Here is a 26,374-nt window from a genome sequence, read left to right as displayed (position 1 = left end):
CTCGCTACGGGCCGATCAGTAGGGCTCGCCGCCGGTGATGGCCGCGTCCGGGTTGTCGACCAGGTGGCGGACATCCCAGACCCAGGCGCCGCCGATCCACGACGGCCGGAAGCCGAGCAGCTCGGACATCGTGCGGAGCATCTCGATGTCACGGGTCTGCGGGGTCAGCACCACCACGGCCGCCTTCCAGAAGCGGAGGTCGGCCAGGGCCATCTCGCGGCGGGTGTCATTGATCTCCGGGATCGGGTTGCCCTGCTTGATCGAGGCGATCAGGCCACTCGTCGGACGCCACGGCGGCGCGAACATCGCGGTCCGGTCCTGGGGGTCCTGCGGGTTCTGAGCGGGGAGCAACGCGTACGCGCCGGCGATGCGCAGGTCCTGCCCGGTCTCGGCGGACCAGCGCAGCGGGTCCGGGTACACGTTGTCGGGCACCGGGAGCGCGAGCAGGGTGTGCCGGTCGTCGACGTAGGCCCGCCAGGCGCCCGAGGTGACGAACGTGGGAACCGGGTCCATCGGGACCGTGGCCAGTGGCTTGGGGATGAGCGGCACCAGCGCCATCGCGACCGCGGTGATCATCGCGACCCGGATCGGGCCGCGGGACGCGGGCTGGCTGCGGATCATGTCGGCCGCGCGCTGGCAGCCGAAGGCCAGGACGACGCCGACGATCGGGGCGATCGCCATGGCCCAGCGGGTGGGCACCGCCGAGTCGAGCACCGGGATGCTGTGCAGCACGGCCCAGATGCCGGGGTAGCCGGTGTCGACACCGTTCAGCACCACGTTGGGGCCCAGCGACATGGCCGCGAAGAGAAGCGCGATGCCGCCGAGGGTGAGCACCGCCGCGGACCGCCGCAGCCAGATCAGCAGACCGGCGAAGAGGACGATCAGTCCCCAGCCGAAGAACGCGTTCTCCTCCGCCGGGTTCTGGGTGAGCCGGCTGGCGATCGAGGCGTCGCCGGCCACCGAGTGCCGGGAGTAGGCGGCGAAGGACGCGAGGTCGGCGCCGAACGCCCGGACGTACTCGGAGAGGCCCTGATAGCTCTGCGGGCCGAAGAACTGGACGCTCAGCGGGTAGGCGAGTGCGGCCAGGGTGGCGACCGCGGTGACCGCGAGCGCGCGCAGGAACGCCGTCGCCTCGCCCGGATGGCGCCGGCGCCGGACGGCTGCCATGACCACACAGAAGAAACCGAGACCGACAGCGGTCATGAAGAGGATCTCGAGGTTGATGAACGCCTGCCAGACCAGCAGCCCGGCGAGGAGCAGCCCGTTGCGCAGAGCGCGGCCGCGGACCCGGAGCTCCAGGGTGCGCCAGACGATCAGCGGGACGAGGAACTGGGAGACGATGTTCGGGTGGCCGCCGGCGTGCGAGACCATGCTCGGCGCGAAGGCGCAGAAGAGGGCCCCGACCCAGGCCGCTGCCCGAGATGTGACGAACCTACGCGAGAGCACCAAATACCACGACGCGCCGGTGAATGCCAATGCGCCGGTGAGAAATACGTTGAACGCCACATGTGGACCGAACAGAAGAGTGACGGGCGTCAGTGGCAAGGAAACGGCCAACACTGAGGTGTTGGCCATCATGTTCACCCCGTCGGGGTAATTCATACGGTCCGAGAAGAACGGATAGACGCCATCGGTGAGCACGCGTGCACCGTGCGCCAGCATCCACTCGAAGAAAGCTTGATCCTGCGGATCGTCACGCAACTCATGATCAAGATTGAGCCACATAGGGGCGGTCAGGTAGAGCGCCACGGCGAGGAAACTCGCGAGCGCGGCGACATCACGCCACGTGAGCCAGCGACGCCACGAAGGGCGTCCCACCTGCTCTTCGTCGGGCTCGACGACGGGCGTCGCAATGGCCGGCGCGGCCACCGCGGCAGTTGACCCGAGGGCTATCAGCTCCGCGTCCAGGTCGTCGTCGGCGGTCACTTGGCGCGGCGGCAGAAGGCTCTCGCCGGTCGACTGGCCTGTCGAGTCAAAACCCGTAATCGTCATAGCATCGGCCACCCTAACCGAGGTTTACGAGAAGCCAGCGGTGTGCGCCCCAGGCGTGATAGAGCCGATATGTACGCGTGTTTTCCGCGTGTCCAACGAGGTGACCAACCTGTGAACTCCCTGCGGGGTAACTCGTGCGAGAGCCCGGCCGGGCATGTCTCAATCAGGCCAAAAAATCGGTGGTGACCAGCGGTCAACTTTCGGTTAGGCGCGGTAGATGGTTAACTTCAGCGGTCCCGCTGTCACTCAGATCGGCAAGATGAGGGAACCTCACCTATGGCAGACATCACTGGAGACCAGCGGATCCAGTCCGAAGTGCTCGAAGGCCTCGCCACTGCGGTGAACCACCGCAGGTGGTTCGTGGAGCTTGCGCTCCCCCACCTCGGCGAGAACCCCATCGAGATCGGCAGTGGTCTCGGCGACTACGCGATCGAGTGGGCCGAGCACCTGCCGAAGTTCACCGCGACCGAGGCTGATCCCGATCGACTCGTCCTGCTCAAGGAGCGGATGGCTGAGTACCCGAACATCGACGTGAAGCAGATGCTGCTCCCGGTCGAGAACCCCGCGGGTGAGTACAGTGCCGCCGTCTCCTACAACGTGCTCGAGCACATCGAGGATCATGTCGGCGCGCTGCGCAGCATGCGGGAGCTGGTCCGCCCCGGCGGCAAGGTGATCATCATCGTGCCGGCGTTCATGTTCGCGATGAGCCAGGTGGACATCGCCACCGGGCACATCCGCCGCTACACGAAGAAGACGCTGAGCGCCGCCTTCGTCGAGGCCGGCCTCGAGATCGAGAAGGTCCACTACGCGAACGCGCTGGGCCTGCTCGGCTACTACACCGCGACCAGCATCTTCAAGCTGGCCCCCAAGGAGGGGCCGATGGTGAAGGTGTATGACTCGCTGGTGCTGCCGGTGACCAAGGCCGCCGAGCGCATCGTCCGGCCGCCGTTCGGTCAGTCGGTCTTCTGCGTGGCCCGTTCGCCCCGCTGATCAGTTCGAGAAACAGGCCGCCGGCTCCGTGCCGGCGGCCTGTTCCGTACGACGAGAAAGGTGCGTCTCAGCCGCGCACCTGGAAGGTCGGGCGGATCGTCGCCCGGGCCACGGTGTGGAAGGCCAGGTTGAAGCCGACGTAGGCGGGCGACGCGTCCGGCGTCACCTCGAGACGGTCGACGTCGATCGCGTGCACCGCGAACACGTACCGATGAGGGCGGTCGCCCGGCGGCGGCGCGGCGCCACCGTAGGCACGGTCGCCGTAGTCGCTGCGCACGCAGAACGAGCCCTCCGGCAGCGGCTCCACCCCGCGCTCCAGCGACGTCACAGACACCGGCAGATTTACCAGCACCCAGTGCCAGAAGCCACTGCCGGTCGGCGCGTCCGGGTCGAAGCAGGTGACCACGAAGCCGCGGGTCTCGGCCGGGAACCCGGACCAGGAGAGCTGCGGCGACAGATTCTTCCCACCGACGCTGGTGTGCGCGTAGAGCTCGTCGAGAGGCTGCCCGTCCGTCACGTCCGTGCTGGTCACCGTGAAGGACGGGACCGGTGGCAGGACATCGTAGGGATCGGGCGCCGTGGCGCGGTCAAGACTCATGCTGGGCCTCCGGCGGCATGCTCATGGAAACTGATCCGGTTTTCCCACGATGGGCCGAGACTAACCGTTCGACGTGTCGAGCGCCTTTCGTCCCCATTGCCACGCGTGGTCACTCGTACGGGTAAACGCACAGGTGGTGCGCATGAGTTGAGTCGTCCTCGGTAATGCTTCTGTCAGACATCCGACCGGGTGTGTGCGGCAGAGATCCCCGCGCCTGGTGGTGATCGGCCGCCGTGTTGTCGCGGCAGCGGCGGTCAGCGAGTCGGCACCCGTCAGGTCTTGGCGGGTGCTGACTGCTGTCCGGCCACTTTCCGGCCCGGCCTCAGTGCAGCCGGGAGACCGACAGCCCTCGGTACACCTTGCGGTAGACCACACCGGTACGGCGGTTCCCCGCGTCGATCATCATCCCGTTGCCCATGTAGATCCCTACATGTCCGCGGCCGACCACCAGATCGCCGGGACGGGCCTGCGAGCGCGACACCGCCCTGGCCCGGCGGGCCTGCCCTCCGGACGAGTGCGGCAGATTCAGGCCGGCTCTCGCGTACGCCCGTTTGGTGAGCCCGGAGCAGTCGAAGCCGTTACCGCCCTCGCCGCCACGGACGTACCGCTTGCCGACCTGTGCCCTGGCGTAGGCGATCACCGCACGCATGTCCCGGGAGCCCGCGGACGCCCCGAGCCGCCGCACCGTGGTGCTGCGGGTGCTCCGGCGTACCGATCCCCTCTCCGGCATGCTCACGCGCCTCTGCTGGACCGTGACGCGCTTGACGACGGGTCGTGCCGCCTGAGCGCGGGCCACCGGGCGTGCGGCGGCTCGGGCGACCTGACGCCCCTCCACGGGCCGGGCGATCTGACGGGCCTCGACCGGCCGGGCGGCCTGACGGGCGAGGGCCGCGGGACGGCGGGAGACCGGTGACGGGCGGACCCGGGCGGCCGGCCGCGCGGTGACGGCTCGGCGCGGGTTCGCGCGGGACGCCCGTTCGGCGGCTGCGGCGCGGGCCTCGAGCCCGTCCCGTACCGGCGCCGCCTCGAACCCGGCGTCGAACCGGAGTTCACGGAGCCGGTTCCACGGCGCCTTCCTCGTGTCCATCGCTGACGCTCCCAGCTGTCGGCTCTGGACCTCTGTGCCCAGCGGATGATCCGCGAGCTCCGGTGTGGCCGGCAGGGCCCGGAGCGGTGTGCTGACCGCTTCCGTGCCGTGCTCGGCCTGCTCTGGGGCCGGTGCGATGACGGCCAGCGCAAGCGCGCCGGCGGTCAGCACCCGCCGGGTGGACGAACCGTGCAGTGTTGCCTCCGAAATAGGCCCGGGGCACTCACGCGAATCCCATCCGAACGCGGCCGATGCTGCCGCCGCGTTTAGCCCGCCGTCGAAGGTGGGCAATGGGAACCCGGACAACCGTGCGTATTCCGTGGACCATGCCAACACAACATCGAATCCGCCGGGGCGTGATTCACGTAATTGATCCCCGATCACGAACGGATAAACACTGTTTTCAGCGGGGTTCGGGCAACATCACGCGTACGCCCGGAGTGGACCCCGGACCGGTCAGTGTGGCCTCACGGAGCCGCACGTCAGAGGGCACGTCGAAGGGCAGGACACCGCTCACCGTCTCGCCCGGGGCGACTTCGGTGAACAGCGGTGATCCGCTGTCATCGAGAAACTCCGCGGCCTGATCCGCGACGGCGTAGGCTACCCCGTTGGTGTCGTGGACACGTTGTGCGCCACTGTCGAGAAGTTTCGGCTCCCCGCTGTTGTTCGTCACTTCGAGGTCGAGCAGGCAGAATTGTCCGGCGGGCTTCGGCGCCGTGTCCTCGGGGCCGATCGACGACACCCCGCACCGCAAGCCGGTGACCTCGAATCCGAATTCGGCGGCGCGCGCTGCGTCCGGGTCGGCGGCGGTCACCACGACGGTGGACGGGGTGGTGAGGACCGCCCACGCGCCGAAGGCGACCAGTGCGGCGGAGGAGAGCATGCCCCCGGCGATCCAGCGCCGGACACGCCACCGGTGCATGTCGGTCTCGTCCCGGCGGGACCGGGGCCGGCGGGCCGGCGCGTGGCGGGTGGGTGCTCGGCGTGCTTCGCGGGCGGGCGCGGAACGGTGTGGTGCGTACGTCACGATGTCCCCCTGCGGTCGGATACGGCACGCGTCCGGCGTCGGACGCGTTGTCCGTCCATGCTGGGGATGGTGTGGCCGGATGCGGCCGCGACTCGCCGCATATACTGCCTTATCCGACATATGGCTTCACCGCGGTGCACCCGAAAGTGTGATGTGCCCTCAGCGCTGCAGCAGGATCTTGCCGAAGTGGTCGCTCGACTCCAGCAACTCGTGCGCCGCGGCTGCCTCCGCCAACGGGAACGTACGGTGCACGATCGGCTTCACCAGACCGGCCGCCACCAGCGGCCACACCTGGTCACGGACACCGGCCACGATCCGCGCCTTGTCCGCGGCCGGCCGGGCCCGCAGCGACGTCGACGACACGCGCCCCCGCTTGGCCATCAGCGCGCCCAGATCCAGCTCGGTGGTCCGGCCGCCCTGCATGCCGATCACCGTGATCCGGCCGTCCGGTGCGAGCGCCTCGATGTTGCGGGCCAGATACTTCGCTCCGATGATGTCCAGGACGACGTCGACGCCTCTTCCGCCGGTGTGGTTCACGACCGACCGTACGAAATCGTCGTTCTGATAGTCGATCGTCAGATCGGCGCCGAGCGCGCGCAGCCGCTCGTGTTTGCTCGCCCGCGCGGTGACCAGGACCGTCGCACCCAGCGCCGCGCCCAGCTGCACCGCGAACGTGCCGATCCCGCTGCCGCCGCCGTGCACCAGCAGTGTCTCGCCGGGACGCAGCCGATCGCGATCCACCACGTTGGACCACACCGTGCACGCCACCTCCGGCAGCGACGCCGCCTCGACCAGCGACAGCCCCGCCGGCACCGGCAGCAGCTGCCCCGCGGGCACCGCCACCCGCTCGGCGTAGCCGCCACCGGCGAGCAGCGCACACACCCGCTCACCGACGTGATGGCCGGTCACCCCGGGACCGACCGCACTGATCACCCCCGAGCACTCCAGCCCCGGATAGGCGCTGGCGCCCGGAGGCGGCGGATAGAAGCCCTGCCGCTGCAGAACGTCCGCCCGGTTGACCGCCGACGCCGTGACATCGACGACGACCTCGCCCTCGGCCGCCTCCGGATCCGGAACCTCGGCCCACACCAACTGCTTGTCCTCGATCACGATCGCGCGCATACGGCCGACTCTGCCCCACCGGTACGACACGATCCAAGTGCGGGTGGCAGACTGGAGCGGCACTACGGGAGGGCTCGCCTAGTGGCCGATGGCGCCGGTCTTGAAAACCGGTATGGGGTAACTCATCGTGGGTTCGAATCCCACGCCCTCCGCTCTACCTGGAGCAGCGAAAACCCCCGCTGAACTGCGCGAACGCAGGACAGCGGGGGTTGCTCGTGATACATCTGGAGTCTTACTCGATCTCACCGCGACCCAGGTGATCTCCCTCGTCGCGACGAATACGCGACAACGCACGGGTCCGGCGGTGCGTACGAACGCCCTGTTCACGGCCCCCTCGGCTCGCCAGCGATCGAACCAGCCTCGCGGGACGAATGCGCCAGAGATCGACGTTGAAGCGCTCCAGCAGATCGCCAGAGGCACGACAGCCCGCTATTGGCGCCCTCTGTCCACTGGAGCCTCTCGCCGCCGCAGCAGGTTATAGCGGAGTGCGGATGGGCCACACCTCGGCGTGAGGTGTGGCCCATTCGTTTCAGCAGGGTCAGGCGCGACCGGTCACCGTCAGCTTGGCGGTGTTGTTGCCGCGATTGCTGTCCGGGCCGGGTGTACCCGAGTAGTCGGCCGTCGTGACCGTGACCGAGCCGGTCGACGTCCCGGCGCTGTCGATGCGGAGCCGGAACGGCACGGTCAGCTTCTGGCCGACCTCCAGGTCACGGAACTGGCAGTGGTAGGAGTCGGCAGCCCGCTGGTAGCACTGCTCCTCGTCATATGACACGACGGTCGCCCCCGCCGGGATGACCACGCTGACGGACGGATAGGTGACCGGGACGTCCATGCGGAACGCGTCGATGCGGGCCGGGCCACGGTTGCGCAGACCGACCTGCACGTCGACCTCGGTGCCGACCCGGCCGCGTGCCGATGCCCCGACCGCCGCCTCGTCCGGCAGGTTCTCACCCGTGACATCGACGGTGATGCTGGTGTAGTCGTCGGACCACTCCGGGTCGGTCTGGGCGCCACCGGCCCGGGCGGCACGTGCCGCGGGCTTCTCCACCAGCCGCAGCGGACCGCCCGTGCCCGCGGTGGAGACCGGGTTACGCTCCTTGAAGTCCGCCAGCCACCTCGCCGCGTCGGTAACGGTCTGGACGTGCGAGCCGCTGGTGAGCTGCATCGGCGCCGGCGCGTCCCGGCGGATTTTCAGGGGCACACCCTCGGCCGGCACGTAGGTCTTGCCGGGCTCCAGCACCTCGTCAAGGGTGCAGTAGAACTCACCGGGGGCGTACCGACAGTTGCTGAACCGGTGCTCGAAGTCGACGTTGAGCGAGCCGGCCCCGCCGTCGAACACGATGCCCTGAATGGGCTTGTCGCCGGCGTTGGTGATGCCCGGCGCGAAGGTCACGGTGGACCCCGGTGCTCCCGAGGTCGCGACCTCGGGCTCGGCCACGAGGCTGACCACCTCGGCGATGGTCACGTTGATCGTGCCGGTGGCCTCACCGACGGCGATCTTCACCGTCCCGGTGTCCCCGGCCTGTGCGGCCTCGGTGGGCCGCACGAAGAGCTTGGGAAGCTGCTCATACCCGTGCGCTCGCACCGACATGGCCGGATAGGTGCAGGTGAGCGTGGATCCGTCGCCGGAGCAGTAGGACCCGCCGTCGATGACCGCCTTGCCCGCGAGATCGCCGGCGTCAGCCGTCAGCCGCACCTCGGGCAGATCGATCGCCTCGTCGCCGGTGTTCACCAGGATGACCCATGTGCCGTCGTCGGTGGAGCCGATGGCCGCGGTCACGTCGTAGAGCTCGAGCGTCAGCCCGTCGGCCGGAGCGGCCAGCGCCGCGGTGGGCGTGAGCAGCAGTGATGCGAAAAAGAGCGCAGCGATGCCAGTGCGCTTGAACACGCGGATTCCTCCCCCGTAGATGAAATCGAGCGTCATCATATCGACGGGGTCCGACACTGGCACGATGTTTCGCATGGGTGGGGACAGGGACTGGCACGACTGGCACCGCGACTACGCGGACCCCGGATCGGCGCTGGCGCAGCGGCTGCGGGTGGTTCAGGAGCACATCGGCGCGTGGCTCGACGAGCGGCCCGAGCCGCGGCTCACGGTCGTCAGCATGTGCGCCGGCCAGGGCCATGACCTGCTGGAGGTGCTGGCGGCCCGGCCGGACGCGGCGCGGGTACGGGCCACGCTGATCGAGTTCGACGGGCGTAACGTCGCCGCCGCCCGGGCGAGGGCGGCGGCGGCCGGTCTGGAGGGCGTGACCGTCCGCGAGGCCGACGCCGGCGACCTGGCGGCCTACCGGGAGGCGGTCCCGGCCGATCTCGTCCTCATGGCGGGCGTGCTGGGCAACATCGACGACGCCGGCGTACGCCGAACGGTCGCCACCCTGCCCAGCCTGTGTGCGCCCGGCGCGACGGTGATCTGGACGAGGACCCGCCGGGCACCGGACCTGACGCCCGCGATCCGCGAGTGGCTGGCCGAGGCAGGCCTCGCCGAGCTGGCGTTCACCGCGCCCGGCGGGGTGCTGTTCGCCGTGGGGGCGCACCGCTTCACCGGCACGCCGGAGCCGTTGCCGGCCGAGGGCCGGATCTTCCGGTTCCGGTGACGCGACCGGGTCAGCTCACGGCGGGGTTGAGGATGCGCTGGGGTCCGGTGCCACCCGCGGCGAGCCGGTCGCCCGGGTTGGCGAGCTTGCACCGCTGCAGCGAGAGGCAGCCGCAGCCGATGCACCCGCTGAGCTCGTCACGGAGCCGCTCCAGGACGGTGATCCGCTCCTGCAGCCGGTAGCGCCAGCGGGCCGAGAGCCGGGACCAGTCGGCCTTGGTGGGGGTGCGGTTCTCCGGCAGGGAGTCGAGGGCCTCCCGGATCTCGTCGAGCGACACCCCGACCTGCTGGGCGATCTTGATGAAGGACACCCGCCGCAGCTCGGCCCGGTCGTATCGCCGCTGGTTGCCGCTGGTCCGGGAGGCGTGGATGAGCCCCTCCCGCTCGTAGAAGCGCAGCGCCGACGGGGCCACTCCGCTGCGGGCGGAGAGTTCGCCGATGGTGAGCGTCTCCATGGCACTCCTTGAGTTGAAGTGAACTTCAAGTTGCAGCCTAGACACATGAAGCTGCTGAGCCGAGTCACCGCCGACGTCAAACACTCCCCGAGTGCCCATTCCACGCTGGATGTGCTGTGGGTTCTCTACGACCGCGTGTTACGAATCACTCCGGAGACCGTCGATGATCCGGGCCGGGACCGCTTCTTCCTGTCGAAGGGGCACGGCCCGGCCGCCTACTACGCGGTGCTCGCCGCGAAGGGTTTCATTCCCGAGGAGTGGCTCGACGACATGGGCGGCTGGGACAGCCCGCTGGGCCACCATCCGGACCGCGTCCTGATCCCGGGCGTCGAGATCGGCACCGGCTCGCTCGGCCACGGATTGGGTCTCACCGTCGGCGCCGCGCTCGGGCTGCGCGCCCAGGGATACCTCGACACCCGGACGTTCGTGCTGCTCGGTGACGCGGAGCTGGACGAGGGGTCGAATCACGAGGCGATCGCCTACGCCGCCGCGATCCGGTTGCCGATCACCGCGATCGTCGTCGACAACCGAAGCTCGACGCACGGGTGGCCCGGCGGATGGTCCGGGGCGCCGACCTGGCTCGACGAGGACGGCGAGGTCTCCGCCATGAGTGATCGCACGCGCGCCGGACTGTCCGTGGGGATCCCGGCGAGGTTCCCGAACTGGGGTGTCTCCGTGGTGGACGGGCGCGACCGCGACGGGATCGAGCAGGCCCTGCGCGTCGTCGAGGACCGGCCGCGTCTGGTGGTGGCGGCGCTGTGAGGGAGACGTTCATCGCCACGACGACAGCCCTTCTCGACGAGGATCCGCGGACCGCCCTGGTGCTCGCCGACATCTCGGCCGACCGGTTCGCCGAGGTGCAGCGCCGGCATCCGGACCGGGTGCTCAACGTCGGCATCCGGGAGCAGTTGATGGCCGGGGTGGGCGGCGGGCTCGCGCTCACCGGGATGCGGCCCTACCTGCACTCGTACGCGCCGTTCCTGATCGACCGCGCGTACGAGCAGATCAAGCTGGACTTCGCGCACCAGGACGTGGGCGCGGTGCTGGTCAGCATCGGCGCCTCGTACGACGCGGCGGCCGAGGGGTACACCCACCAGTCCCCCGGTGACGTGGCCCTGCTGGACACACTCGACGGCTGGACCGTACACGTGCCGGGACACCGCGACGAGGTGGCGGAGGCGCTGCGCGCGGCGGCCCGCCACGACGACCGGGTCTACGTGCGCCTCTCCACGCAGGAGAACAGCCATCCGCACCTCGGTGGGGGGCTGCGGGTGCTGCGGGAGGGCGGCCCACTGGTGGTGGCGGTCGGGCCGATGCTCGATCCGGTGCTGGAGGCGACCCTCGGCCTGGACGTGACGGTGGCCTACACCAACACCCCACGGCCGCTGGACACCGCCGCTCTGCGGTCCGCCATGCGCGGTGACGAGATCGTGGTGGTCGAGCCCTACGCCAAAGGCACGTCGGCACATCTGGTCGGTGAGGCGCTGAGCGGGCTGCCGCACCGGTCGCTGCATCTGGGCGTCGGGCGCGCCGAGGTGCGACGGTACGGCAGCAGGCATGACCACGCCCGCGCTCACGGCCTGGACCCGGCCGGGCTGCGCCGCTCGATCGAGGCTTTCCTGGGCTGATCCCTTTCCTGGGCTGATCAGACGCAGACGGGCTTCGCGGTGAAGCTCTCGCGCAGGAGCGACTCGGCCCACCACACGGTGTCCGAGTCGCCCAGCCGCATCCGGAACCGCTCACGCACCCCGTCGATCGCGGTGACGGCCAGCTCGATGCCCGGCCGGGCCAGGTCGAGACGCCAGGTCACGTTGCTCAGGTGGCGCAGGTTCGCGTTGAGGTGCAGGCGCAGCCGGTGCAGCGGCCGGGTGTCCTGGGTGACGACCAGTCGGCGGCCGGTCAGCAGCAGGAGCCAGTCGCCGGAGAGCGGGGCGCCGGGGCGTACGCAGCGGGTCACCAGAACGGCGGGATCGTCGGAGTCGACGCATCTGCGGAAGATCGGCAGGTGCCGGTTCGCCGCCGGCAGCGCCGCGGCTGCCTCGGCCGCGGGGTGGAACGTACTCAAGAACACGTCCATGCTGTGTTAACGGAGTATGAATAGCGGAAGAGTCGGGCGAATCCGCTGAATATCCGATTACAACAGCGCTCCGACAGTGGTGTTCGCCATTCTGCGATAGTGATGGGATGCAGTGGCGAGTGAAACCGGCGCTTCCGGTGGCGAAACTGATCACCGCGGCCGCGCTGCCGATCCTGGTCGCCGGTTTCGCCCCCGACGACCTGTCCCGCTGGCTGCTCGCGGGTGTCGTCGCGGCGGCCATCGTGGTCTGGGCGGCACGCGACGTGCTCCATCCGGTCCGCCTCACGGCGGACGACGCGGGCCTCACCGTCCTCACCGGATTCGCGCGGCGCCGCCATCTCCCGTGGTCTCAGATCGAGGCGGTACGGGTGGAGCGCGCCCGCCGCAGCGAGGTGCTGGAGATCGACGCCGGTGATGCCGTCTACGTGCTCAGCGGCCCGCAGCTCAACGCGATGCCCGAGGAGGTGGCCGCTCAGCTGGCCGACCTGCGCCCGGTCAGCTGAGCAGATAAATCGTGCGGGCCACCGCCGCCGCCACGATGACCGCCACGATCAGCGCACAGCCGAGGCCCTGTTTCAGCCCGCGCCGTGGCAGCCCCGGGTAGGCCAGCGCCGCCGCGGCCGCCGCGCCCGCCACGAGACCGCCGAGGTGGCCGGCGATGGAGATGCCCGGCACGCTGAACGTGAAGATGATGTTGGTGACCAGCAACGGGATCACCGGCCCGGCGTCGAGCGACAGCCGCCGGTTGAGCACGATGACCGCGATGACCAGGCCGTAGGTGGCGGTGGAGGCGCCGGCCGAATTCACGTTCTGCGGCTGGAAGACATAGGCCGCGACATTGCCGCCGAACCCGGCGATCAGATAGAGCGCCAGGAAACGCAGCGGGCCGAGCTGCCGCTCCAGATAGCGCCCGAGAGTGGCGACCAGCGACATGTTGAGCAGCAGGTGCACCGCGCCGTAGTTGATGAACATCGCGGTGACGAGGCGATACCACTCCCCGGCGGCGACACCGTGCAGCACGCCGTCCTGGTAGTAGGCGTAACCGAAGACCGAGCCCCAATCGGTGACCGGGGTGGGGCTGCCGAGCAGACCGAACCAGCCGCCGCCGCCCACGATCGCCGGGACGCCGCCGAAGATCGCCGAGACGATCAGGAACAGCACGTTGACCCCGATGATCGCCTGACAGGCGTAGCCGAGCTGGCCGGCGCGACTCCCGCCGAAAGCGGTGCGCGCCGGCCGTACACCCTTGTTGCCTTGTTTGACGCACTCCGGGCATTGGAAACCGACCGCGGCATCGACCCGGCATTTGACGCAGATCGGACGCTCGCAGCGGGTGCAGGCCAGCTGCGTCTCCACCGACGGGTGCCGGTAACAGACCGGAGCCGTCGACGGCGCCTCATTCATGGCACAAAGGTACCTTGAGGCTCAGGAGCGCTCGATCACCACTCGCTCGATGACGACGTCCTCGCGCGGGCGGTCGCCCGGGCCGGTCGGCGTGTTCGCGATCGAGTCGACGACCTTGGCCGACTGCTCGTCCGCGACCTGGCCGAAGATGGTGTGCCGACGGTTCAGGTGCGGGGTCGGCGCGACCGTGATGAAGAACTGCGAGCCGTTGGTGCCGGGCCCGGCGTTCGCCATCGCCAGCAGGTACGGCCGGTCGAAGAAGAGCTCCGGGTGGAACTCGTCGCCGAACTGGTAGCCCGGGCCGCCGCGGCCGGTGCCGGTCGGGTCGCCCAGCTGGATCATGAAGCCGGCGATGACCCGGTGCGAGATGGTGCCGTCGTAGTACGGCCCCTTGCCCGGCTGGTTGGTCCGGGGGTCCTTGTACTCCTTCGTGCCCTCGGCGAGCTCGACGAAGTTGCGCACGGTCGCCGGAGCATGGTCCGGGAAGAGCTGCAGGCGGATCACACCGTGATTGGTGTGCAGGGTGGCGTAAAGGTTCTCGGCCACGGGTACTCCCGTCATCGTGATGGGCTGTTCTCGTGCAATTCGGATCCTCCCCCATGTCGGGGATCCGGCCGCGCGGGGGTACCCGACAGGGCAACATGGCTGGAAGAAAACCACAGGAGGTGGGCACTGGTGTTCGCAACGATTCGCCGTCGGAGCCGGAAAGCGCGGATGCGCAACGAGCTCGGGCAGAGCGTCGACCACTTCAAGCGCGCGGCCTCGATCGCGGCATCCGAGACCAGCGCGACCGTCGCACCCAAGATCAACGCCGCCAGGGAGCGGGTCCAGCCGGCCGCCAGCGCCGCCCGGGACGCCGCTTCGCAGAGCTGGGACAGCGCGCTCGCCGCGCTGACCGCCGCGTCGGACAACGTCCGGCAGGTCGGTAAGACGACCCGCAAGGCGACCCGCAAGGAGCTGAAGGCCGAGCGCAAGCAGGCCCGCAAGCTGCAGAAGAAGGCGGAGAAGGCGGTCGGGCGCAAGAAGAGCCGGGCCGGCCGGCTCGCCGGGTGGGCGCTCGTCGGCACCGCCGTCGGCGTGGGCGCCGCGTATGTCGCCCGGCGTCGCCGTGAGGCGCAGTGGGATGAGTACGAGCCCGCCACGTCGTCCCGGACCGGCGCCGACGACGCCGCGTTCGAGCCGGTGGAGCCGACCGCCTACACCACCGCGAACGGCACCGTCACCGAGCAGAGCAAGAGCAAGCAGGAACCCCGGTAGTCCGCTCTATCGCCGGCCGGCCCGGACTGGATCCAGGGCCGGCCCGGCGGGCAGGTACGCGACCAGCTGCGCCGGGATACGGGCCGGACGCACACTCCCGTAGCCGAGACGGCTCAGCAGGTCACGGCTGGCCAGCGGGTAGTACAACCCCGCGTCGGTGATCAGGCTGACCGTCCCGCTGCCCTCCGGGGCGTCCGGTGAGGCGGTCGCCTCCACCAGCGCGCCCTTGCCACGGGGCACGTGCACCAGATCGACCCGCGCCTTGCCGGACGGGGCCGTACCCGCCGGGATCGTGGGGTCGACCCTGATCGCCGCGCCGGGCATCGTCACGCAGGCGCCGGCCGGAGCGTCCGCCAGTTTCGGGACCGTGGCCGGCAGCCCTTCGGCGCCGAGGATCGGGGTGTCCGACGGCGGCAGCTTCAGGAACACCTCGGGAGCCACCGTGACCGGCGTGGTGGCCATCAGTTTCGCCTGCATCTCGGTGAGCGCGGCGATCCCGTCGGCGAGCACCACGGCATAGGTCTTACCGTCACTCGTCAGGACCTGACCGACCCGGCGACCGGGGATCACCGAGTTCTTCCGCCCGCCCGGCAGGACCGGCGCGGCCAGATCGGGGCCGGCCGGGACGGCGTCGACCCAGGAGGTCGCGACGAGCCAGGGGCGGGTGCCGTACCACCCGAAGGCGCGCTCGATGGCGTCCACCCGGGCGGCGGGCAGCAGGTGCCGCTTGCCGTCGTTGATCAGATGGGTACGCCCACTCGCGTCCCGCACCAGCAGCCCACCGGCCGGCGCGCCGCCGCCGGGCGCCGCCCCGACCACGAGAGTGCTGCGAGCCCGGCCCGACGCGGTGTCGGTGCACACCGACCAGGCCCCGCCGAGCAGGCTCCCGGAGGCCGGCAGCGCGTCCGGCGCGTCCGGGATGCCGAGGGTGGCGCCGAGCGGGATCTCGGCCAGTTTCCCGGCCGGCACGGTCTTCAGCGACGGCGTGTCACCCTCGGTCAGCAGCAGCCCGGACGTGTAGTTGAGCACCGGGTGCAGCTTGCCGTCCGATTTCAGGTAGACGTAGCGTGCACCGCTGTCCTTCTCGACCAGGACCGCTGTCGGGTCGTCCGCCTCGGCCATGCTGTGCCCGGTGAAAAGGCCGTAGACCGCGAAGCCGCCGACGGTGAGGGCAGCGACGAGCAGGCCGACCAGAGCCGTGACGCCGGCCCGGCGCAGCGGCGACCGGTGTGGATCCGGGTCGTGCGAGACCAGCGCCGCAACCACACGCTGCACCGAGTACTGATACGAGTGCAGCTCATCCTGACGCGACGGCACCCCGGCACTCTAGCCGCCCACCCCCTGTCGCGTGGGGGTCAGAGCCAGCCGTTACGCCGGAAGGCTCTGTACAGCACGACCGTGGCCAGGGACAACAGGGCGATGAGGCCGGGGTAGCCGTACTTCCAGTGGGTCTCCGGCATGTAGTCGAAGTTCATGCCGTAGACGCCGGCGAACGCGGTCCACACCGTGGCGATGGCCGCCCAGGACGCGATCTTGCGCATGTCGTTGTTCTGGTCGACGGTCACCTGCGCGAGCCGGGCCTGCAGGATCGAGTTGAGCAGGTCGTCATAGGAGGAGACCTGCTCGACCGTACGGGTCAGGTGGTCCTGCACGTCCCGGAAGTAGCGCCGGATCTCCTTCGGCACCACGCCCTGGCTCGACGTGATCGACGCGAGCGGCCGCTGCAGCGGGACGACCGCCCGGCGGAACTCCACGAGCTCCCGCTTGAGCTGGTAGACCTGCTGTATCGGGGCGATCCGGTCCCGCGAGAAGACGCCCTCCTCGATGATGTCGAGGTCGGCCTCGAAGTCGTCGGCCACCTCGAGATAGTGATCGACCACCCGGTCGGTCACCGCGTAGGCCACCGCCCACGGGCCCTGCTGCAGCAGCGCGGCCCGCTGCTTCTCCAGGTCGGCCCGGACCGGTGCCATCTCCGACGCGTCGCCGTGCCGGACCGTGATGACGAACCGCTCCCCGATGAAGATCATCATCTGGCCGGTCTCGACCACCTGGGAGCTCTCGGTCAGCTCCTGGTGCGGCACATACCGCGCGGTCCGCAGCACCAGGAAGTGCACGTCGTTGAACTGCTCCAGCTTCGGCCGCTGCTCGGCCTTGACCGCGTCCTCCACGGCCAGCTCGTGCAGCCCGTACACCTGCGCGATCGCGGTCATCTCGGCCGCGCCCGGCTGGTGCAGGCCGAGCCAGACGAAACCGCCCTCCCGGCCGCTCGCCTCGGCGAGCGCCTGATCCGGGCTGAAGTCACCGGGCAGGCGCTTGCCGTCCACGTAGACGCCGCAGTCGACCACGGAGCTGGCACCGGCCGCGTCGAAACCCGCCTGGTGGGGATTGTCACCGTTGTTGAGCAGGCCCCGCATCCGGTCGGCCCACATCTTGCCCAGGGGCCGGCCCCGGGTCCACGAACGCTCCGTCATGCTCGACCTCCCCCGGTGCGACGACAAACCACCCGAGGGTACCCGCGCCGGGCGAACACGAGCCCACCCGACGCGGGGACACGTCAGCCTCGTACCTCTTCGATCGCCTCGGCGAGACGACGCACGCCCTCGTCGATCTGGTCGACGGTGACCGCGGAGTAGGCGAGGCGCAGCGAGCTGTGGCCGCCCTCCAGCAGGAAGTCGCTGCCCTTGACGACCGCGACCCCCTTCTTCATCGCGGCCGGGAACAGCTTGTCCACGTCGACGTCCGACGGCAGGTCGACCCAGAGGAAGTAGCCGCCGTCCGGCTCGGTGAAGGTCGCGCCGGGGATGTGCTTGCGGATCGACTCGGCCAGCACCCGGGCCCGCTCGCCCAGCGCGGCGCTGACCGTCTGCACCGACTTCTCGATGTCACCGGACACACAGAACTGGTGCACGATCGCCTCGGAGACCATGCCCGGGGAGATGTAGAGGTTGGTGGCCTTCTTCGCGATCGCGTCGATCAGCGCGGCCGGGCCGACCAGGTAACCGACGCGGACGCCGGGGCAGACCGTCTTGGTGAAGCTGGAGGCGTGCACGACCAGGCTGTTGGTGTCCAGCGACAGCATCGAGGGCAGGGCCTCGCCGCGGAACCGGATGTCCACGTACGGGTCGTCCTCGAAGATGATGAACTCGTACTGCTCGGCCAGGGCCAGCAGCGCGCGCCGCTTCTCGTCGGAGAGCGTCACACCCGCCGGGTTCTGGTAATTCGGGATGATGTGCGCCAGCTTCGGCCGCACCCCCGACTCGAGCAGCGCGCGCAGCTCCTCGGTGTCGATGCCGTCCGGCTGCACGGTGACCTGGTGCACCTTGGCGCCCAGGTTCTGCAGGTTGAGCAGTGTCCGGTCGTAGGTCGGCTTCTCCACGACCACGTCGTCACCGGGCTTGACCAGGTGCCCGAAGAGGAAGGCGTCGGCCTGCAGCGAGCCGTTCGTCACGATGACCTGGTCGGGCGAGACGTTGTGCTTGTCGGCGATCCACTTCCGCAGCGGGAGGTAGCCGACGGAGGTGCCGTACGCGGTGACACCGGCCGGGTCGGCGTCGAAGGCCCGGGCGGCGGCGGCCTTCAGGCCCTCCACGTCGACGATGTCCAGCGACGGAGCGCCACGGGCGAAGGAGATCAGCTGCTCAGCGGTCATACCCGACAGCTTAGAAGCCGGGTCTATACCATTTTCCGTGTGCCCCTCGCGAGTCCTACGGATGGGACACATGCCGTTATCCTCGCTGGGCACCCCTCACGTGAAGTGGAAGGAACCACCCCATGATCGGATTGGTACTCGCTGCCGGCGCCGGGCGCAGGCTGCGCCCGTACACGGACACGCTCCCGAAGGCGCTGGTCCCCGTGGACGGGGAGACCACGATCATGGACATCTCGCTCCGTAACCTCGCGGCCGCGGGCCTGTCCGAGGTGACCATCGTCGTCGGCTACTGCGCCGGCGCGGTGGAGGAGCGCGTCGAGGGCTTCGAGCAGAAGTACGGCGTGAAGATCTCCCTGGTTCACAACGACAAGGCCGAGGAGTGGAACAACGCCTACTCCCTCTGGCTCGCCCGGGACCACTTCGCCCAGGGCGCGCTCATGGTGAACGGCGACACCGTCCACCCGGTCAGCGTGGAGCACACCCTGCTCGCCCAGCGCGGGCCGAGCATCCTCCTCGCTGTGGACACTGTTAAGAAGCTGGCTGACGAGGAGATGAAGACTGTCTTCAATGAAGATGGCCAGCTCACCAAAATCACGAAGCTGATGGACCCGGCCGCGGCGTACGGCGAGTACATCGGCGCCAACATCATCGAGGCGTCCGCTGCCGGCAAGCTGGCCGACGCGCTCAAGGCGACCTTCGAGAAGGACCCCAACCAGTTCTACGAGGACGGCTTCCAGCTCTACGCCGACCGCGGCAACGAGGTGCGGGCCGCCGAGATCGGCGAGGTCTCCTGGGTGGAGGTCGACAACCACGAGGACCTGGCGAAGGCCCGGGACATCGCATGCCGCTACTAGCCCGTAGCGTCCAGACCCCGCTGCACATCGAGGTGCGGCGGGGCGCGGTCGCCGACCTCGGCAAGATCCTGCAGGACGGGCGCATCTCGTCCGGCGGGGACGTGGCCGTCGTGGTCGGCCCCGGGCTCGGCGAGCAGATCGTCGATCTGCTCCGCCCCTCGCTCAAGTCCGCTGACGTCTTCGTCACCACCGGCGGCACGCTGGACGCCGCACTGGAGCTCTCCGCGAAACTGCGCAGCGGCCACTACGACGCGGTGGTCGGCATCGGCGGCGGCAAGACCGTCGACACGGCGAAATACGCGGCGAGCCGCTGGGGCCTGCCGATGGTCTCGGTCGCGACGAGCCTCGCCAACGACGGCATCGCCTCCCCGGTGGCCAGCCTGATCAACGACGGCATCAAAGGGTCGTACGGGGTGCACATCCCGTTCGGTGTCGTCGTCGACCTGGACTTCGTCGAGAGCGGCCCGGACCGGGTCAACCGCGCCGGCATCGGGGACGTGGTCAGCAACATCAGCGCCCTCGCCGACTGGGAGCTGGGCCGGGAGATGCGCGGGGAGTCCGTCGACGGTCTCGCCGCGTCACTGTCCCGGATGGGCGCCGAGGCGGTCCTCTCGATGCCCGGCGACATGACCGACGACGCGTTCGTCACCACCCTTGCCGAGGCGCTGATCTCCAGTGGCCTGGCGATGGCGGTGGCCGGCACCAGCATCCCGTGCAGCGGCGGCTGCCACGAGATCATGCACGCCACCGACTCGCTCTTCCCGGGCACCGCGTCGCACGGCGAGCTGGCCGGTCTGGGCGCGCTGTTCTGCACGTTCCTGCGCGGGGACGAGCGGCGGCTCAAGCAGATGTCCGACTGCCTGGCCCGGCACCAGCTTCCGCGTACGCCGTCGGACGTCGGCCTCGACGCCGACCAGTTCGTGCGGGTCATCGAGTTCGCACCACGGACCCGCCCGGATCGTTACACCATCCTGGAACACCTCGCCATGACGCCGGAGCAGACCCGGCAGAAGCTGGCCGAATACAACGATGTCATCGCGACCCTCTGACCACGGCGCCGGCCGTCCTCTCACCGAGGGCGGCCCCGCGGCGCCGCCCTCGACCTCCCCACCCTTCCGGGGTACGCCGACGGCCGCCGACTACTACGCGGTCAACCGCGGTGGTGGCCTGTTCAGCGAGGGCATCAGCCAGCGGATCGGGGCGCGGATCGCGGTCGCCGCGCACAAGCGTCACCTGTCACCGACCGTCCTGACGATCCTCAACCTCGGCCTGGGCTGCCTGGCGTCGTTCATCGTGATCGCCACCGCGGGCCCGGTCGCCGAGCGGTCGCTGTGGGCCGCCCCGATCGGTTTGCTCGCCCTGGTCGGCTGGCAGCTCGCCTACGCCTTCGACTGCTCCGACGGCCAGCTGGCCCGGGTCACCGGCCAGACCAGCCCCGCCGGTGGCCGCCTCGACGTGCTCTGTGACGTGGCGGTGCAGTCGTCCCTGGTGGCAGCCCTGGCCGCGACCGCGAAAGCCCAGGAACCGGCCACCCCCGCCTGGTTGCTGGCCGCCTTCGCCGCCACCTGGATGGTCAACCTGGTCACCTCGGTGATGCAGTCCGGCGCCCAGGCCGCCAGCATGGTGACCAGCACGTCCTTCCCGGTCCGTGCCGCGAAGCTGGTCCGCGACTACGGCGCGGTGATCGCCGTGGCCGGCCTGGTGCTGACCGTGGCCCCGCAGTGGGCGGTCTGGTTCGTGGCCCTCTTCACCCTGATCAACGGCGGTTTCCTGGCCGCCTCGATCGCCTTCGCCGGCCGGGCCTCCCTCAAGGGTTCCTAGCCTTCGCCCTCTCCGACCAGCCCCACGCCCGGCCACCAGATCCCGGCCGGCCGTGGGGCGGTCAGAAACGCCGTGCGACCGCTCCAGGCCCGGCCACCAGGCCCCGGCCGGCCGTGGGGCGGTCAGGAACGCCGTGCGACAGCCCGGGCAACCGGCCGCCCAAGATCCGAACCGGCTGGCTTCCGGGGCTTTCCGCGAGCGCTGTGGGACAGCTCCGCGGACCGGCCGGGGTCAGCGGCCGGCCGGGAGGCTGCTGGACATCTCCGCGTAGATGGAGATCAGGCGTGGGGTGAGAACGTCCGGGTGGAAGTGGTCCTGGTAGCGGGCTCGGGCGGCGACGGCCGCCGAGGCGGCGCCCGCCCGGGCCAGCGGCAGGGCCGCCGCCAGCGCGGCCGGATCGGGCTCGGCCAGCCAGCCCGCTGCTGCGGAACCGGTGCCGACCAGGTAGGGGATGCCGCCGACCGCGGTGCCGAGCACGGCCCGCCCCGACGACATGGCTTCCAGGATCACCGTGGGCAGGACGTCCTCCCAGGTCGGAACGGCGATGACCACCGCCGACGCCTGCCGGGCCGCCGTCATGCCGGCCCGATCGAGCGGCCCGAGATAGGTGACGTCGGAGCGTTCCGCGGCGGCCGCCTCGGCGAGGGGACGTAACTCACCGTCACCGGCGATGCGCAGGGGCCCGAGGCTGCCGTCGGGGTGCCGGCGCCAGGCGTCGAGGAGCAGACCGAGCCCTTTCTCCGGGGAGAGCCGGGCGCCGTAGAGGAACCCGTCACCGAGCGGAGCGGGTGTGCCGGGGTCGGGCAGGCCGTTCGGCTTGATCACGATCCGGTCGGCGGGGATGCCGTAGTCGACGAGGTGCGCCGCGATCTTGTCGGTGAGCGCGATGTAGCGGTCCACCGAACGCCAGGTGGGCCGGTGCACGGCCAGTGTGGTCGCCATGATGGCGCTCTGTGCGGCGGAGCCGCGGTAGCACCGGTTCCGGATCGCCGGCACGCCGAGCAGCTTGCCCCGGCAGTCGTGGCAGTTGTGGCCGTCCCGGAAGTACAGCCCGGACGAGCACACCTGCCGGTAGTTGTGGACGGTCTGGACCACCGGGACGCCATGGGCGTGCGCGGTGCGGATCACCCAGGGCGAGAGCAGGGGGTACGGGTTGTGCAGGTGCACCACGTCCGGGCGTTCGGCACGCAGCACCGTGGCGAGCTCACGCTGGGCGGCGGCGCCGTAGACCGGGGAGATCGGCAGCAACGCCTTGCGCGCCGCCGACATCGCGTCGATCGAGTCGGAGCTGCGCTGGAACGGGACCACCTCGACGCCGGCCTCCCGCAACTGGCCGATCTCCGTGTCGACGATCACGTTCTCGCCGGAGGGGATCGCCTCGCGGTACCGGTTGTGCGCCACCACCACCTTCATGGGGCGGAGCCTAGAGGGAGGCGAGACGCTACCGTGAGGAGGTGCCCGAACTCCCTGAGGTCGAGGCGCTCGCGGCCTATCTGCGTGAGCGTGCGGTCGGCCGTGCCGTGGAACGCTTCGAAGTCGCCTCCTTCAGCGCGCTGAAGACCTATGATCCGCAGCCGTCGGCGCTGGCCGGGATGGCCGTCACGGGCGCCGGCCGGCACGGCAAGTTCCTCGATGTCGGCATCGGCGACGAGCTGCACCTGGTCGTGCACCTGGCCCGGGCGGGCTGGCTGCACTACCGGGAGTCGTTCAAGTCGCCGGCCCCGCTGAAGCCGGGCTCCGGCCCGATCGCGATCCGGGTGCGGCTGGACGACGGGTCCGGGTTCGATCTGACCGAAGCCGGTACGCAGAAGTCACTCGCCGCCTATGTGGTGCGGGATCCGTCGGAGGTGCCGGGGGTGGCCCGGCTCGGGCCGGACGCGCTGGCGGTGTCCGCGGAAGAGTTCGCCACGCGCATCCGGGGGCGAAAAGGACAGATCAAAGGGGTGCTCGTCGATCAGGAGGTGCTCGCCGGGATCGGCAACGCGTACTCCGACGAGATCCTGCATGCGGCGAAACTGTCCCCTTTCGCACTGACCGGAAAACTGACCGACGAGCAGATCACCACGCTGTACCAGGCGATGCGCGCGATCGAGACCGACGCGGTGGAGCGGTCGGTGGGGCAGAAAGCGGCCGAGCTCAAGGCCGAGAAACGCGCCGGTATGCGGGTGCACGCCCGGACCGGCCTGCCCTGCCCGGTCTGCGGCGACACGGTGCGTGAGGTGTCGTTCGCGGACAAGAGCTTGCAGTACTGTGCGACCTGCCAAACCGGAGGGAAACCGCTGGCGGACCGCCGGCTGTCCAAGCTGGTCCGGTGAACCGCTACCGGATGATGACAGTACGTATACATCGCGATTGCCGCCGTCACGTCACCTTCTCTCCGGCCGATCCATCGGTATAGTGGCCCGGTCCCTGGCAACCGTCTTGACGCGAACGGGTATCGGCGGACCCGCCGATGATCCCAAGGTCGTGGCGGTGCGTAATCTTTTTCCGGATGCGGGAGGACGTAGGCGGAGTGACTACTAGCCTGCATCGCCCAACTACCGACAGCAGCCGGAGCAGACCCGTGCGGTACGACAGCTTCGAGTGGCAGGAGCAGCCGCCACCGAGCAACGGGGTGCCGCGGAACGCATGGGGCCGGCAGAGCCGCAGGCGGTCGCGCTGGCACCGCCCCTACACGTTCGCGCTGGTTCTGCTCGATCTGCTCTCCACTCTCGGCGCCAGCTGGATCGCCAGCACCTTCCTGGAGAAGTCACGCGCCGGCCTCAACCAGTCCTGGGGTCCGCTGCAGGGCACCGAGCTGTTCAACTTCTTCGCCTACATCGTCCTGCCGCTCGGCTGGCTGATCATTCTCTGGACCAACGGCTCCTACGACCGGCGCTATCTGGGCCTGGGCAGCGAGGAGTTCAAGCGGGTCGTCCGGGCCTCGGTCACCGTCGTCGCGGCCGTCTCGCTGCTCGCGTTCGCCACCAAGGCGGACCTGTCCCGTGGCACGGTCGCCACGGTGTCGGTGAGCGCGCTGATCCTGATCCTGGTCTGCCGCGCGATCGCCCGTCAGGTGCTGCATCTGGCCCGCCGGCACACCGGTCACGGCGCGCACCGGATGGTGCTGGTCGGCACCCTGCCGGAGGCGCTGGAGGTCTACACGGCGGTCACCCGCAGCCCGGCCGCCGGCCTGATCCCGGTCGCCATCCACCTGACCGACGGTTTCGCGGCCGCCCGCGGCATCGAGACGCCGGTCCCGGTCTACGCCGGGCGCGACGTGCTGTCGCTGGTCCGCGAGGTCGGTGCGGACACGATCGCGGTCTGCGGGTCGGCCAGCTCCGAGCCCGGTGAGCTGCGCCGCCTGGCCTGGCAGCTGGAGGGCACCGGTGTCGACCTGGTGGTCGCGCCGCAGCTGACCGACATCGCCGGTCCGCGGGTGCACATCCGGCCGATCGAGGGCCTGCCGCTCCTGCACGTCGAGGAGCCGACCCTGTCCGGTCCCGGCTGGCTGGTGAAGAACCTGATGGACCGGGTCGCGGCGGGTCTCGGCCTGCTGGTGATCAGCCCGATCCTGCTGCTCATCGCGCTCGGCATCCGGCTGTCCGACCCGGGCCCGGTGTTCTTCCGGCAGACCCGGGTGGGCCACGACGGCCGCACGTTCCGGGTGTGGAAGTTCCGGACCATGTATGTGGACGCCGAGGAGCGCAAGGCCACGCTGGACGAGCTCAACGAGACCGACGGCATGCTCTTCAAGATGAAGCACGACCCGCGGATCTTCTCGTTCGGCGCGAAACTGCGGGCCACGTCGATGGACGAGCTGCCCCAGCTGATCAACGTGCTGAAGGGCGAGATGTCCCTGGTCGGCCCGCGCCCGCTGCCCGCGGACGACGGCGACTATCTGGGCGACGTCCGGCGGCGGCTGCTGGTGCGCCCCGGCATGACCGGTCTGTGGCAGGTCAGCGGCCGTTCCGACCTCTCCTGGGACGAGGCGGTCCGGCTGGACCTCTACTACGTCGACAACTGGTCGCTCACCTACGACCTGAGCATCCTGTGGCGCACGATCGGCGTGGTCCTCAAACGTAAGGGCGCCTACTGAACTCGCTGGCTCCGCTTCGCTCCGCGGCGAATCGGTGGGGCTGGACTGGGAGACGTGAACCCGTCAATATCACGGGGTGAACGGCCAGGTCGGGAGCGTATTGGCGGTGGTCGCCGTGCTCGCGGCCCTGGCCGCGGCCGTGGTGGCGGTGCTGCGGCTGCGGGCGCGGCGCGGGATCGCCACGGCTATGCAGCGGGCCACCTACGACGTGCTGCACACGGCGGTGCTGGCGGCCGAGCCGCTGCGCGCCGGGCTGACGCCGGCGACGGCCGGAAAAGCGGTGCGGCATCTGCGGGCGCTTGTCGGTTCGGTCGGCCTGGCGATCGTCGACGAGGACAGATGCCTGGCGTACGACGGCAGGGGCGCCCACCATGAGCAGGAGCTGATCGCGGCGGCGCACCGGACTGTCCGGGCGCAGCGTTCGGTCGTACTCAATGAGTCTGATCTTGTTTGTGATCGTGTCGACTGTGTGGCCCGTGGTGCGGTGATCGCGCCGCTGGGCGGGCCCGGTGGCGCGGCGAAGGCCGTGCTGATCGCGGTGTCTGACGGGCAACCGGCCCCGGGTCTGGTGCAGGCGACGCTGGAGGCGGCGCGATGGGCCGGGTCGCAGCTGGCGGTGGCCGAGCTGGAATCGTCGCGGGAGCGGCTGGCCAGGGCCGAGGTCCGGGCGCTGCGGGCGCAGATCAGCCCGCATTTCATCTACAACGCGCTGACCGCGATCGCGTCGTTCGTGCGTACCGATCCGGAGCGGGCCCGGGAGCTGATCCTGGAGTTCGCCGAGTTCACCCGCTACTCGTTCCGGGCGCACGGCGAGTTCACCACACTGGCCGAGGAGTTGCGGTCGATCGACCGTTATCTGACCATCGAGCGGGCTCGGTTCGGTGACCGGCTGCAGGTCAGGCTGCAGATCGCGCCGGAGGTGCTGCCGGTGGGCCTGCCATTCCTGTGTCTGCAGCCGCTGGTGGAAAATGCGGTCCGGCACGGACTGTCCCGCAAGCCGGGCGTCGGTATGGTGAGCATCGAGGCGCGCGACGCAGGGGCGGAGTGCCACATCACGGTCGAGGATGACGGGGTCGGCATGGATCCGGCGGTGTTCACGCTGGACGGGTCGGACTCCGAGGACGGGCAGCACGTCGGTCTGGTGAACGTGGACGAACGTCTGCGGTCGGTCTTCGGCGATCACCACGGTCTGGTGGTGGAGACCGCACCCGGTTCCGGTACGAAGGTGAGCATGCGGGTCCCGAAGTTCCATCCACAGGTGCGGGCATGAGCAGCCCTGTGTCAACCCGCCACGGTTTGATCTTGGTTGAGGAGTCGTTGGAGGGCTCGGTGTTGTGCGGGATCGTAGGCGGTGCCGGTGGTCCAGC

Annotated in this window: 26 protein-coding genes and 1 tRNA gene; 13 read left to right on the top strand and 14 right to left on the bottom strand. The window is 69.8% G+C overall.

The window, feature by feature from the left end; translation table 11 throughout:
• Positions 1 to 15: 15 nt before the first annotated feature.
• Positions 16 to 1,896 carry a DUF6311 domain-containing protein gene (locus BM290_RS45740; RefSeq protein ID WP_373871157.1) on the bottom strand — a complete coding sequence of 627 codons (1,881 nt, stop codon included), beginning with the start codon at positions 1,894 to 1,896 and terminating at the stop codon, positions 16 to 18.
• A 372-nt stretch (positions 1,897 to 2,268) separates the two neighbouring features.
• Here BM290_RS45740 and BM290_RS45735 point away from each other — a divergent pair, with 372 nt between their 5' ends.
• A complete protein-coding gene (locus BM290_RS45735) occupies positions 2,269 to 2,982 on the top strand; it encodes a class I SAM-dependent methyltransferase (RefSeq protein WP_093622294.1) in 714 nt (237 codons plus the stop codon).
• Between the two features lie 67 nt (positions 2,983 to 3,049).
• On the opposite strand, the gene BM290_RS45730 is transcribed toward BM290_RS45735, so the two are convergent.
• The 4 genes from BM290_RS45730 to BM290_RS45715 form a co-directional block, all read right to left on the bottom strand.
• Positions 3,050 to 3,580, bottom strand: coding sequence for a YbhB/YbcL family Raf kinase inhibitor-like protein (locus tag BM290_RS45730; RefSeq protein ID WP_093622293.1), 531 nt, complete (start codon positions 3,578 to 3,580; stop codon positions 3,050 to 3,052).
• 322 nt (positions 3,581 to 3,902) lie between these two features.
• On the bottom strand, positions 3,903 to 4,667 hold the full coding sequence (locus BM290_RS50500) for a C40 family peptidase (protein WP_239144146.1): 765 nt from the start codon (positions 4,665 to 4,667) through the stop codon (positions 3,903 to 3,905).
• 403 nt (positions 4,668 to 5,070) lie between these two features.
• Positions 5,071 to 5,589 carry a DUF4352 domain-containing protein gene (locus tag BM290_RS45720; protein ID WP_218163319.1) on the bottom strand — a complete coding sequence of 173 codons (519 nt, stop codon included), beginning with the start codon at positions 5,587 to 5,589 and terminating at the stop codon, positions 5,071 to 5,073.
• A gap of 264 nt (positions 5,590 to 5,853) precedes the next feature.
• Positions 5,854 to 6,816, bottom strand: a complete 963-nt coding sequence (locus BM290_RS45715; protein ID WP_093622291.1) for an NAD(P)H-quinone oxidoreductase — start codon at positions 6,814 to 6,816, stop codon at positions 5,854 to 5,856.
• Positions 6,817 to 6,883: 67 nt separating this feature from the next.
• Here BM290_RS45715 and BM290_RS45710 point away from each other — a divergent pair.
• Positions 6,884 to 6,968 (top strand) — tRNA-Ser (locus BM290_RS45710).
• Between the two features lie 386 nt (positions 6,969 to 7,354).
• On the opposite strand, the gene BM290_RS45705 is transcribed toward BM290_RS45710, so the two are convergent.
• The gene (locus BM290_RS45705; RefSeq protein ID WP_143134211.1) at positions 7,355 to 8,704 is read right to left on the bottom strand and encodes a hypothetical protein; all 1,350 of its coding nucleotides are present in this window, start codon (positions 8,702 to 8,704) and stop codon (positions 7,355 to 7,357) included.
• A 73-nt stretch (positions 8,705 to 8,777) separates the two neighbouring features.
• Between BM290_RS45705 and BM290_RS45700 the strand changes: the two genes are divergently transcribed.
• Positions 8,778 to 9,413 (top strand): class I SAM-dependent methyltransferase family protein, encoded by a 636-nt coding sequence (locus BM290_RS45700; protein ID WP_093622289.1) that lies wholly within the window; start codon positions 8,778 to 8,780, stop codon positions 9,411 to 9,413.
• Positions 9,414 to 9,423: 10 nt separating this feature from the next.
• Here the strand turns inward: BM290_RS45700 and soxR are convergent, their stop codons facing one another.
• The gene (soxR, locus tag BM290_RS45695; RefSeq protein ID WP_093622288.1) at positions 9,424 to 9,867 is read right to left on the bottom strand and encodes a redox-sensitive transcriptional activator SoxR; all 444 of its coding nucleotides are present in this window, start codon (positions 9,865 to 9,867) and stop codon (positions 9,424 to 9,426) included.
• Between the two features lie 45 nt (positions 9,868 to 9,912).
• On the opposite strand from soxR, the gene BM290_RS45690 reads away from it, so the two are divergent.
• Complete coding sequence (locus tag BM290_RS45690) at positions 9,913 to 10,629, top strand: thiamine pyrophosphate-dependent enzyme (protein ID WP_093622287.1); 717 nt, start codon at positions 9,913 to 9,915, stop codon at positions 10,627 to 10,629.
• On the top strand, positions 10,626 to 11,495 hold the full coding sequence (locus BM290_RS45685) for a transketolase family protein (protein WP_093622286.1): 870 nt from the start codon (positions 10,626 to 10,628) through the stop codon (positions 11,493 to 11,495). The genes BM290_RS45690 and BM290_RS45685 overlap by 4 nt, the downstream gene beginning before the upstream one ends.
• Positions 11,496 to 11,512: 17 nt before the next feature.
• On the opposite strand, the gene BM290_RS45680 is transcribed toward BM290_RS45685, so the two are convergent.
• Positions 11,513 to 11,938, bottom strand: a complete 426-nt coding sequence (locus BM290_RS45680) for a hypothetical protein (RefSeq protein ID WP_307837992.1) — start codon at positions 11,936 to 11,938, stop codon at positions 11,513 to 11,515.
• 113 nt (positions 11,939 to 12,051) lie between these two features.
• Here BM290_RS45680 and BM290_RS45675 point away from each other — a divergent pair, with 113 nt between their 5' ends.
• The gene (locus tag BM290_RS45675) at positions 12,052 to 12,447 is read left to right on the top strand and encodes a PH domain-containing protein (protein ID WP_093622284.1); all 396 of its coding nucleotides are present in this window, start codon (positions 12,052 to 12,054) and stop codon (positions 12,445 to 12,447) included.
• Here BM290_RS45675 and BM290_RS45670 read toward each other — a convergent pair.
• Complete coding sequence (locus tag BM290_RS45670) at positions 12,440 to 13,348, bottom strand: rhomboid family intramembrane serine protease (protein ID WP_093622283.1); 909 nt, start codon at positions 13,346 to 13,348, stop codon at positions 12,440 to 12,442. The genes BM290_RS45675 and BM290_RS45670 overlap by 8 nt on opposite strands.
• Before the next feature lie 21 nt (positions 13,349 to 13,369).
• On the bottom strand, positions 13,370 to 13,894 hold the full coding sequence (locus BM290_RS45665; protein WP_093622282.1) for a peptidylprolyl isomerase: 525 nt from the start codon (positions 13,892 to 13,894) through the stop codon (positions 13,370 to 13,372).
• Positions 13,895 to 14,062: 168 nt separating this feature from the next.
• Here BM290_RS45665 and BM290_RS45660 point away from each other — a divergent pair, with 168 nt between their 5' ends.
• Entirely contained in the window at positions 14,063 to 14,605 is a 543-nt protein-coding gene (locus BM290_RS45660) for a hypothetical protein (protein WP_093622281.1), read from the top strand.
• Between the two features lie 6 nt (positions 14,606 to 14,611).
• Here the strand turns inward: BM290_RS45660 and eccB are convergent, their stop codons facing one another.
• From eccB to BM290_RS45645, 3 genes are all read right to left on the bottom strand, one after another.
• Complete coding sequence (gene eccB, locus BM290_RS45655; RefSeq protein ID WP_093622280.1) at positions 14,612 to 15,922, bottom strand: type VII secretion protein EccB; 1,311 nt, start codon at positions 15,920 to 15,922, stop codon at positions 14,612 to 14,614.
• A 38-nt stretch (positions 15,923 to 15,960) separates the two neighbouring features.
• Positions 15,961 to 17,076, bottom strand: a complete 1,116-nt coding sequence (locus BM290_RS45650; protein WP_093622279.1) for a magnesium and cobalt transport protein CorA — start codon at positions 17,074 to 17,076, stop codon at positions 15,961 to 15,963.
• A gap of 83 nt (positions 17,077 to 17,159) precedes the next feature.
• A complete protein-coding gene (locus tag BM290_RS45645) occupies positions 17,160 to 18,254 on the bottom strand; it encodes an aminotransferase-like domain-containing protein (RefSeq protein ID WP_093622278.1) in 1,095 nt (364 codons plus the stop codon).
• Positions 18,255 to 18,376: 122 nt separating this feature from the next.
• On the opposite strand from BM290_RS45645, the gene BM290_RS45640 reads away from it, so the two are divergent.
• From BM290_RS45640 to BM290_RS45630, 3 genes are read left to right on the top strand one after another with little or no spacing between them, the layout of a single operon-like run.
• A complete protein-coding gene (locus BM290_RS45640) occupies positions 18,377 to 19,108 on the top strand; it encodes a phosphocholine cytidylyltransferase family protein (RefSeq protein ID WP_093622277.1) in 732 nt (243 codons plus the stop codon).
• Positions 19,096 to 20,157 (top strand): iron-containing alcohol dehydrogenase family protein, encoded by a 1,062-nt coding sequence (locus BM290_RS45635; RefSeq protein WP_093622276.1) that lies wholly within the window; start codon positions 19,096 to 19,098, stop codon positions 20,155 to 20,157. The genes BM290_RS45640 and BM290_RS45635 overlap by 13 nt, the downstream gene beginning before the upstream one ends.
• The gene (locus tag BM290_RS45630; protein WP_093622275.1) at positions 20,138 to 20,929 is read left to right on the top strand and encodes a CDP-alcohol phosphatidyltransferase family protein; all 792 of its coding nucleotides are present in this window, start codon (positions 20,138 to 20,140) and stop codon (positions 20,927 to 20,929) included. Before BM290_RS45635 ends, BM290_RS45630 begins: the two co-directional genes overlap by 20 nt.
• A gap of 231 nt (positions 20,930 to 21,160) precedes the next feature.
• On the opposite strand, the gene BM290_RS45625 is transcribed toward BM290_RS45630, so the two are convergent.
• Positions 21,161 to 22,342: a glycosyltransferase gene (locus BM290_RS45625; protein WP_093622274.1), complete on the bottom strand. Its 1,182-nt coding sequence runs from the start codon at positions 22,340 to 22,342 to the stop codon at positions 21,161 to 21,163.
• A gap of 41 nt (positions 22,343 to 22,383) precedes the next feature.
• Between BM290_RS45625 and BM290_RS45620 the strand changes: the two genes are divergently transcribed.
• The 3 genes from BM290_RS45620 to BM290_RS45610 all read left to right on the top strand — a co-directional run bounded on the left by BM290_RS45620 (position 22,384) and on the right by BM290_RS45610 (position 26,277).
• Positions 22,384 to 23,244 (top strand): Fpg/Nei family DNA glycosylase, encoded by an 861-nt coding sequence (locus tag BM290_RS45620; protein WP_093622273.1) that lies wholly within the window; start codon positions 22,384 to 22,386, stop codon positions 23,242 to 23,244.
• A 176-nt stretch (positions 23,245 to 23,420) separates the two neighbouring features.
• On the top strand, positions 23,421 to 25,007 hold the full coding sequence (locus BM290_RS45615; protein WP_093622272.1) for a sugar transferase: 1,587 nt from the start codon (positions 23,421 to 23,423) through the stop codon (positions 25,005 to 25,007).
• Positions 25,008 to 25,083: 76 nt separating this feature from the next.
• Positions 25,084 to 26,277 (top strand): sensor histidine kinase, encoded by a 1,194-nt coding sequence (locus BM290_RS45610; protein WP_093622271.1) that lies wholly within the window; start codon positions 25,084 to 25,086, stop codon positions 26,275 to 26,277.
• Positions 26,278 to 26,374: the final 97 nt, after the last annotated feature.

It is taken from the genome of Actinoplanes philippinensis, from assembly GCF_900113015.1.
GTDB classification, from domain to species: Bacteria; Actinomycetota; Actinomycetes; order Mycobacteriales; family Micromonosporaceae; genus Actinoplanes; species Actinoplanes philippinensis.
Note: the sequence above shows the minus strand (reverse complement) of the source record. Positions and strands in the feature narration are given on the sequence as shown.

What these genes read in the sequence shown, in the direction of transcription:
- BM290_RS45670 (WP_093622283.1), bottom strand. Translation starts at nt 13,348, where the DNA reads ATGAATGAGGCGCCGTCGACGGCTCCGGTCTGTTACCGGCACCCGTCG.
- BM290_RS45735 (WP_093622294.1), top strand. Translation starts at nt 2,269, where the DNA reads ATGGCAGACATCACTGGAGACCAGCGGATCCAGTCCGAAGTGCTCGAA.
- BM290_RS45675 (WP_093622284.1), top strand. Translation starts at nt 12,052, where the DNA reads ATGCAGTGGCGAGTGAAACCGGCGCTTCCGGTGGCGAAACTGATCACC.
- BM290_RS45715 (WP_093622291.1), bottom strand. Translation starts at nt 6,816, where the DNA reads ATGCGCGCGATCGTGATCGAGGACAAGCAGTTGGTGTGGGCCGAGGTT.
- BM290_RS45650 (WP_093622279.1), bottom strand. Translation starts at nt 17,076, where the DNA reads ATGACGGAGCGTTCGTGGACCCGGGGCCGGCCCCTGGGCAAGATGTGG.
- soxR (WP_093622288.1), bottom strand. Translation starts at nt 9,867, where the DNA reads ATGGAGACGCTCACCATCGGCGAACTCTCCGCCCGCAGCGGAGTGGCC.
- BM290_RS45630 (WP_093622275.1), top strand. Translation starts at nt 20,138, where the DNA reads ATGTCATCGCGACCCTCTGACCACGGCGCCGGCCGTCCTCTCACCGAG.
- BM290_RS45625 (WP_093622274.1), bottom strand. Translation starts at nt 22,342, where the DNA reads ATGAAGGTGGTGGTGGCGCACAACCGGTACCGCGAGGCGATCCCCTCC.
- BM290_RS45690 (WP_093622287.1), top strand. Translation starts at nt 9,913, where the DNA reads ATGAAGCTGCTGAGCCGAGTCACCGCCGACGTCAAACACTCCCCGAGT.
- BM290_RS45635 (WP_093622276.1), top strand. Translation starts at nt 19,096, where the DNA reads ATGCCGCTACTAGCCCGTAGCGTCCAGACCCCGCTGCACATCGAGGTG.
- BM290_RS50500 (WP_239144146.1), bottom strand. Translation starts at nt 4,667, where the DNA reads ATGGACACGAGGAAGGCGCCGTGGAACCGGCTCCGTGAACTCCGGTTC.
- BM290_RS45700 (WP_093622289.1), top strand. Translation starts at nt 8,778, where the DNA reads ATGGGTGGGGACAGGGACTGGCACGACTGGCACCGCGACTACGCGGAC.
- BM290_RS45645 (WP_093622278.1), bottom strand. Translation starts at nt 18,254, where the DNA reads ATGACCGCTGAGCAGCTGATCTCCTTCGCCCGTGGCGCTCCGTCGCTG.
- BM290_RS45640 (WP_093622277.1), top strand. Translation starts at nt 18,377, where the DNA reads ATGATCGGATTGGTACTCGCTGCCGGCGCCGGGCGCAGGCTGCGCCCG.
- BM290_RS45730 (WP_093622293.1), bottom strand. Translation starts at nt 3,580, where the DNA reads ATGAGTCTTGACCGCGCCACGGCGCCCGATCCCTACGATGTCCTGCCA.
- BM290_RS45615 (WP_093622272.1), top strand. Translation starts at nt 23,421, where the DNA reads ATGCGGGAGGACGTAGGCGGAGTGACTACTAGCCTGCATCGCCCAACT.
- BM290_RS45720 (WP_218163319.1), bottom strand. Translation starts at nt 5,589, where the DNA reads ATGCACCGGTGGCGTGTCCGGCGCTGGATCGCCGGGGGCATGCTCTCC.
- BM290_RS45660 (WP_093622281.1), top strand. Translation starts at nt 14,063, where the DNA reads ATGCGCAACGAGCTCGGGCAGAGCGTCGACCACTTCAAGCGCGCGGCC.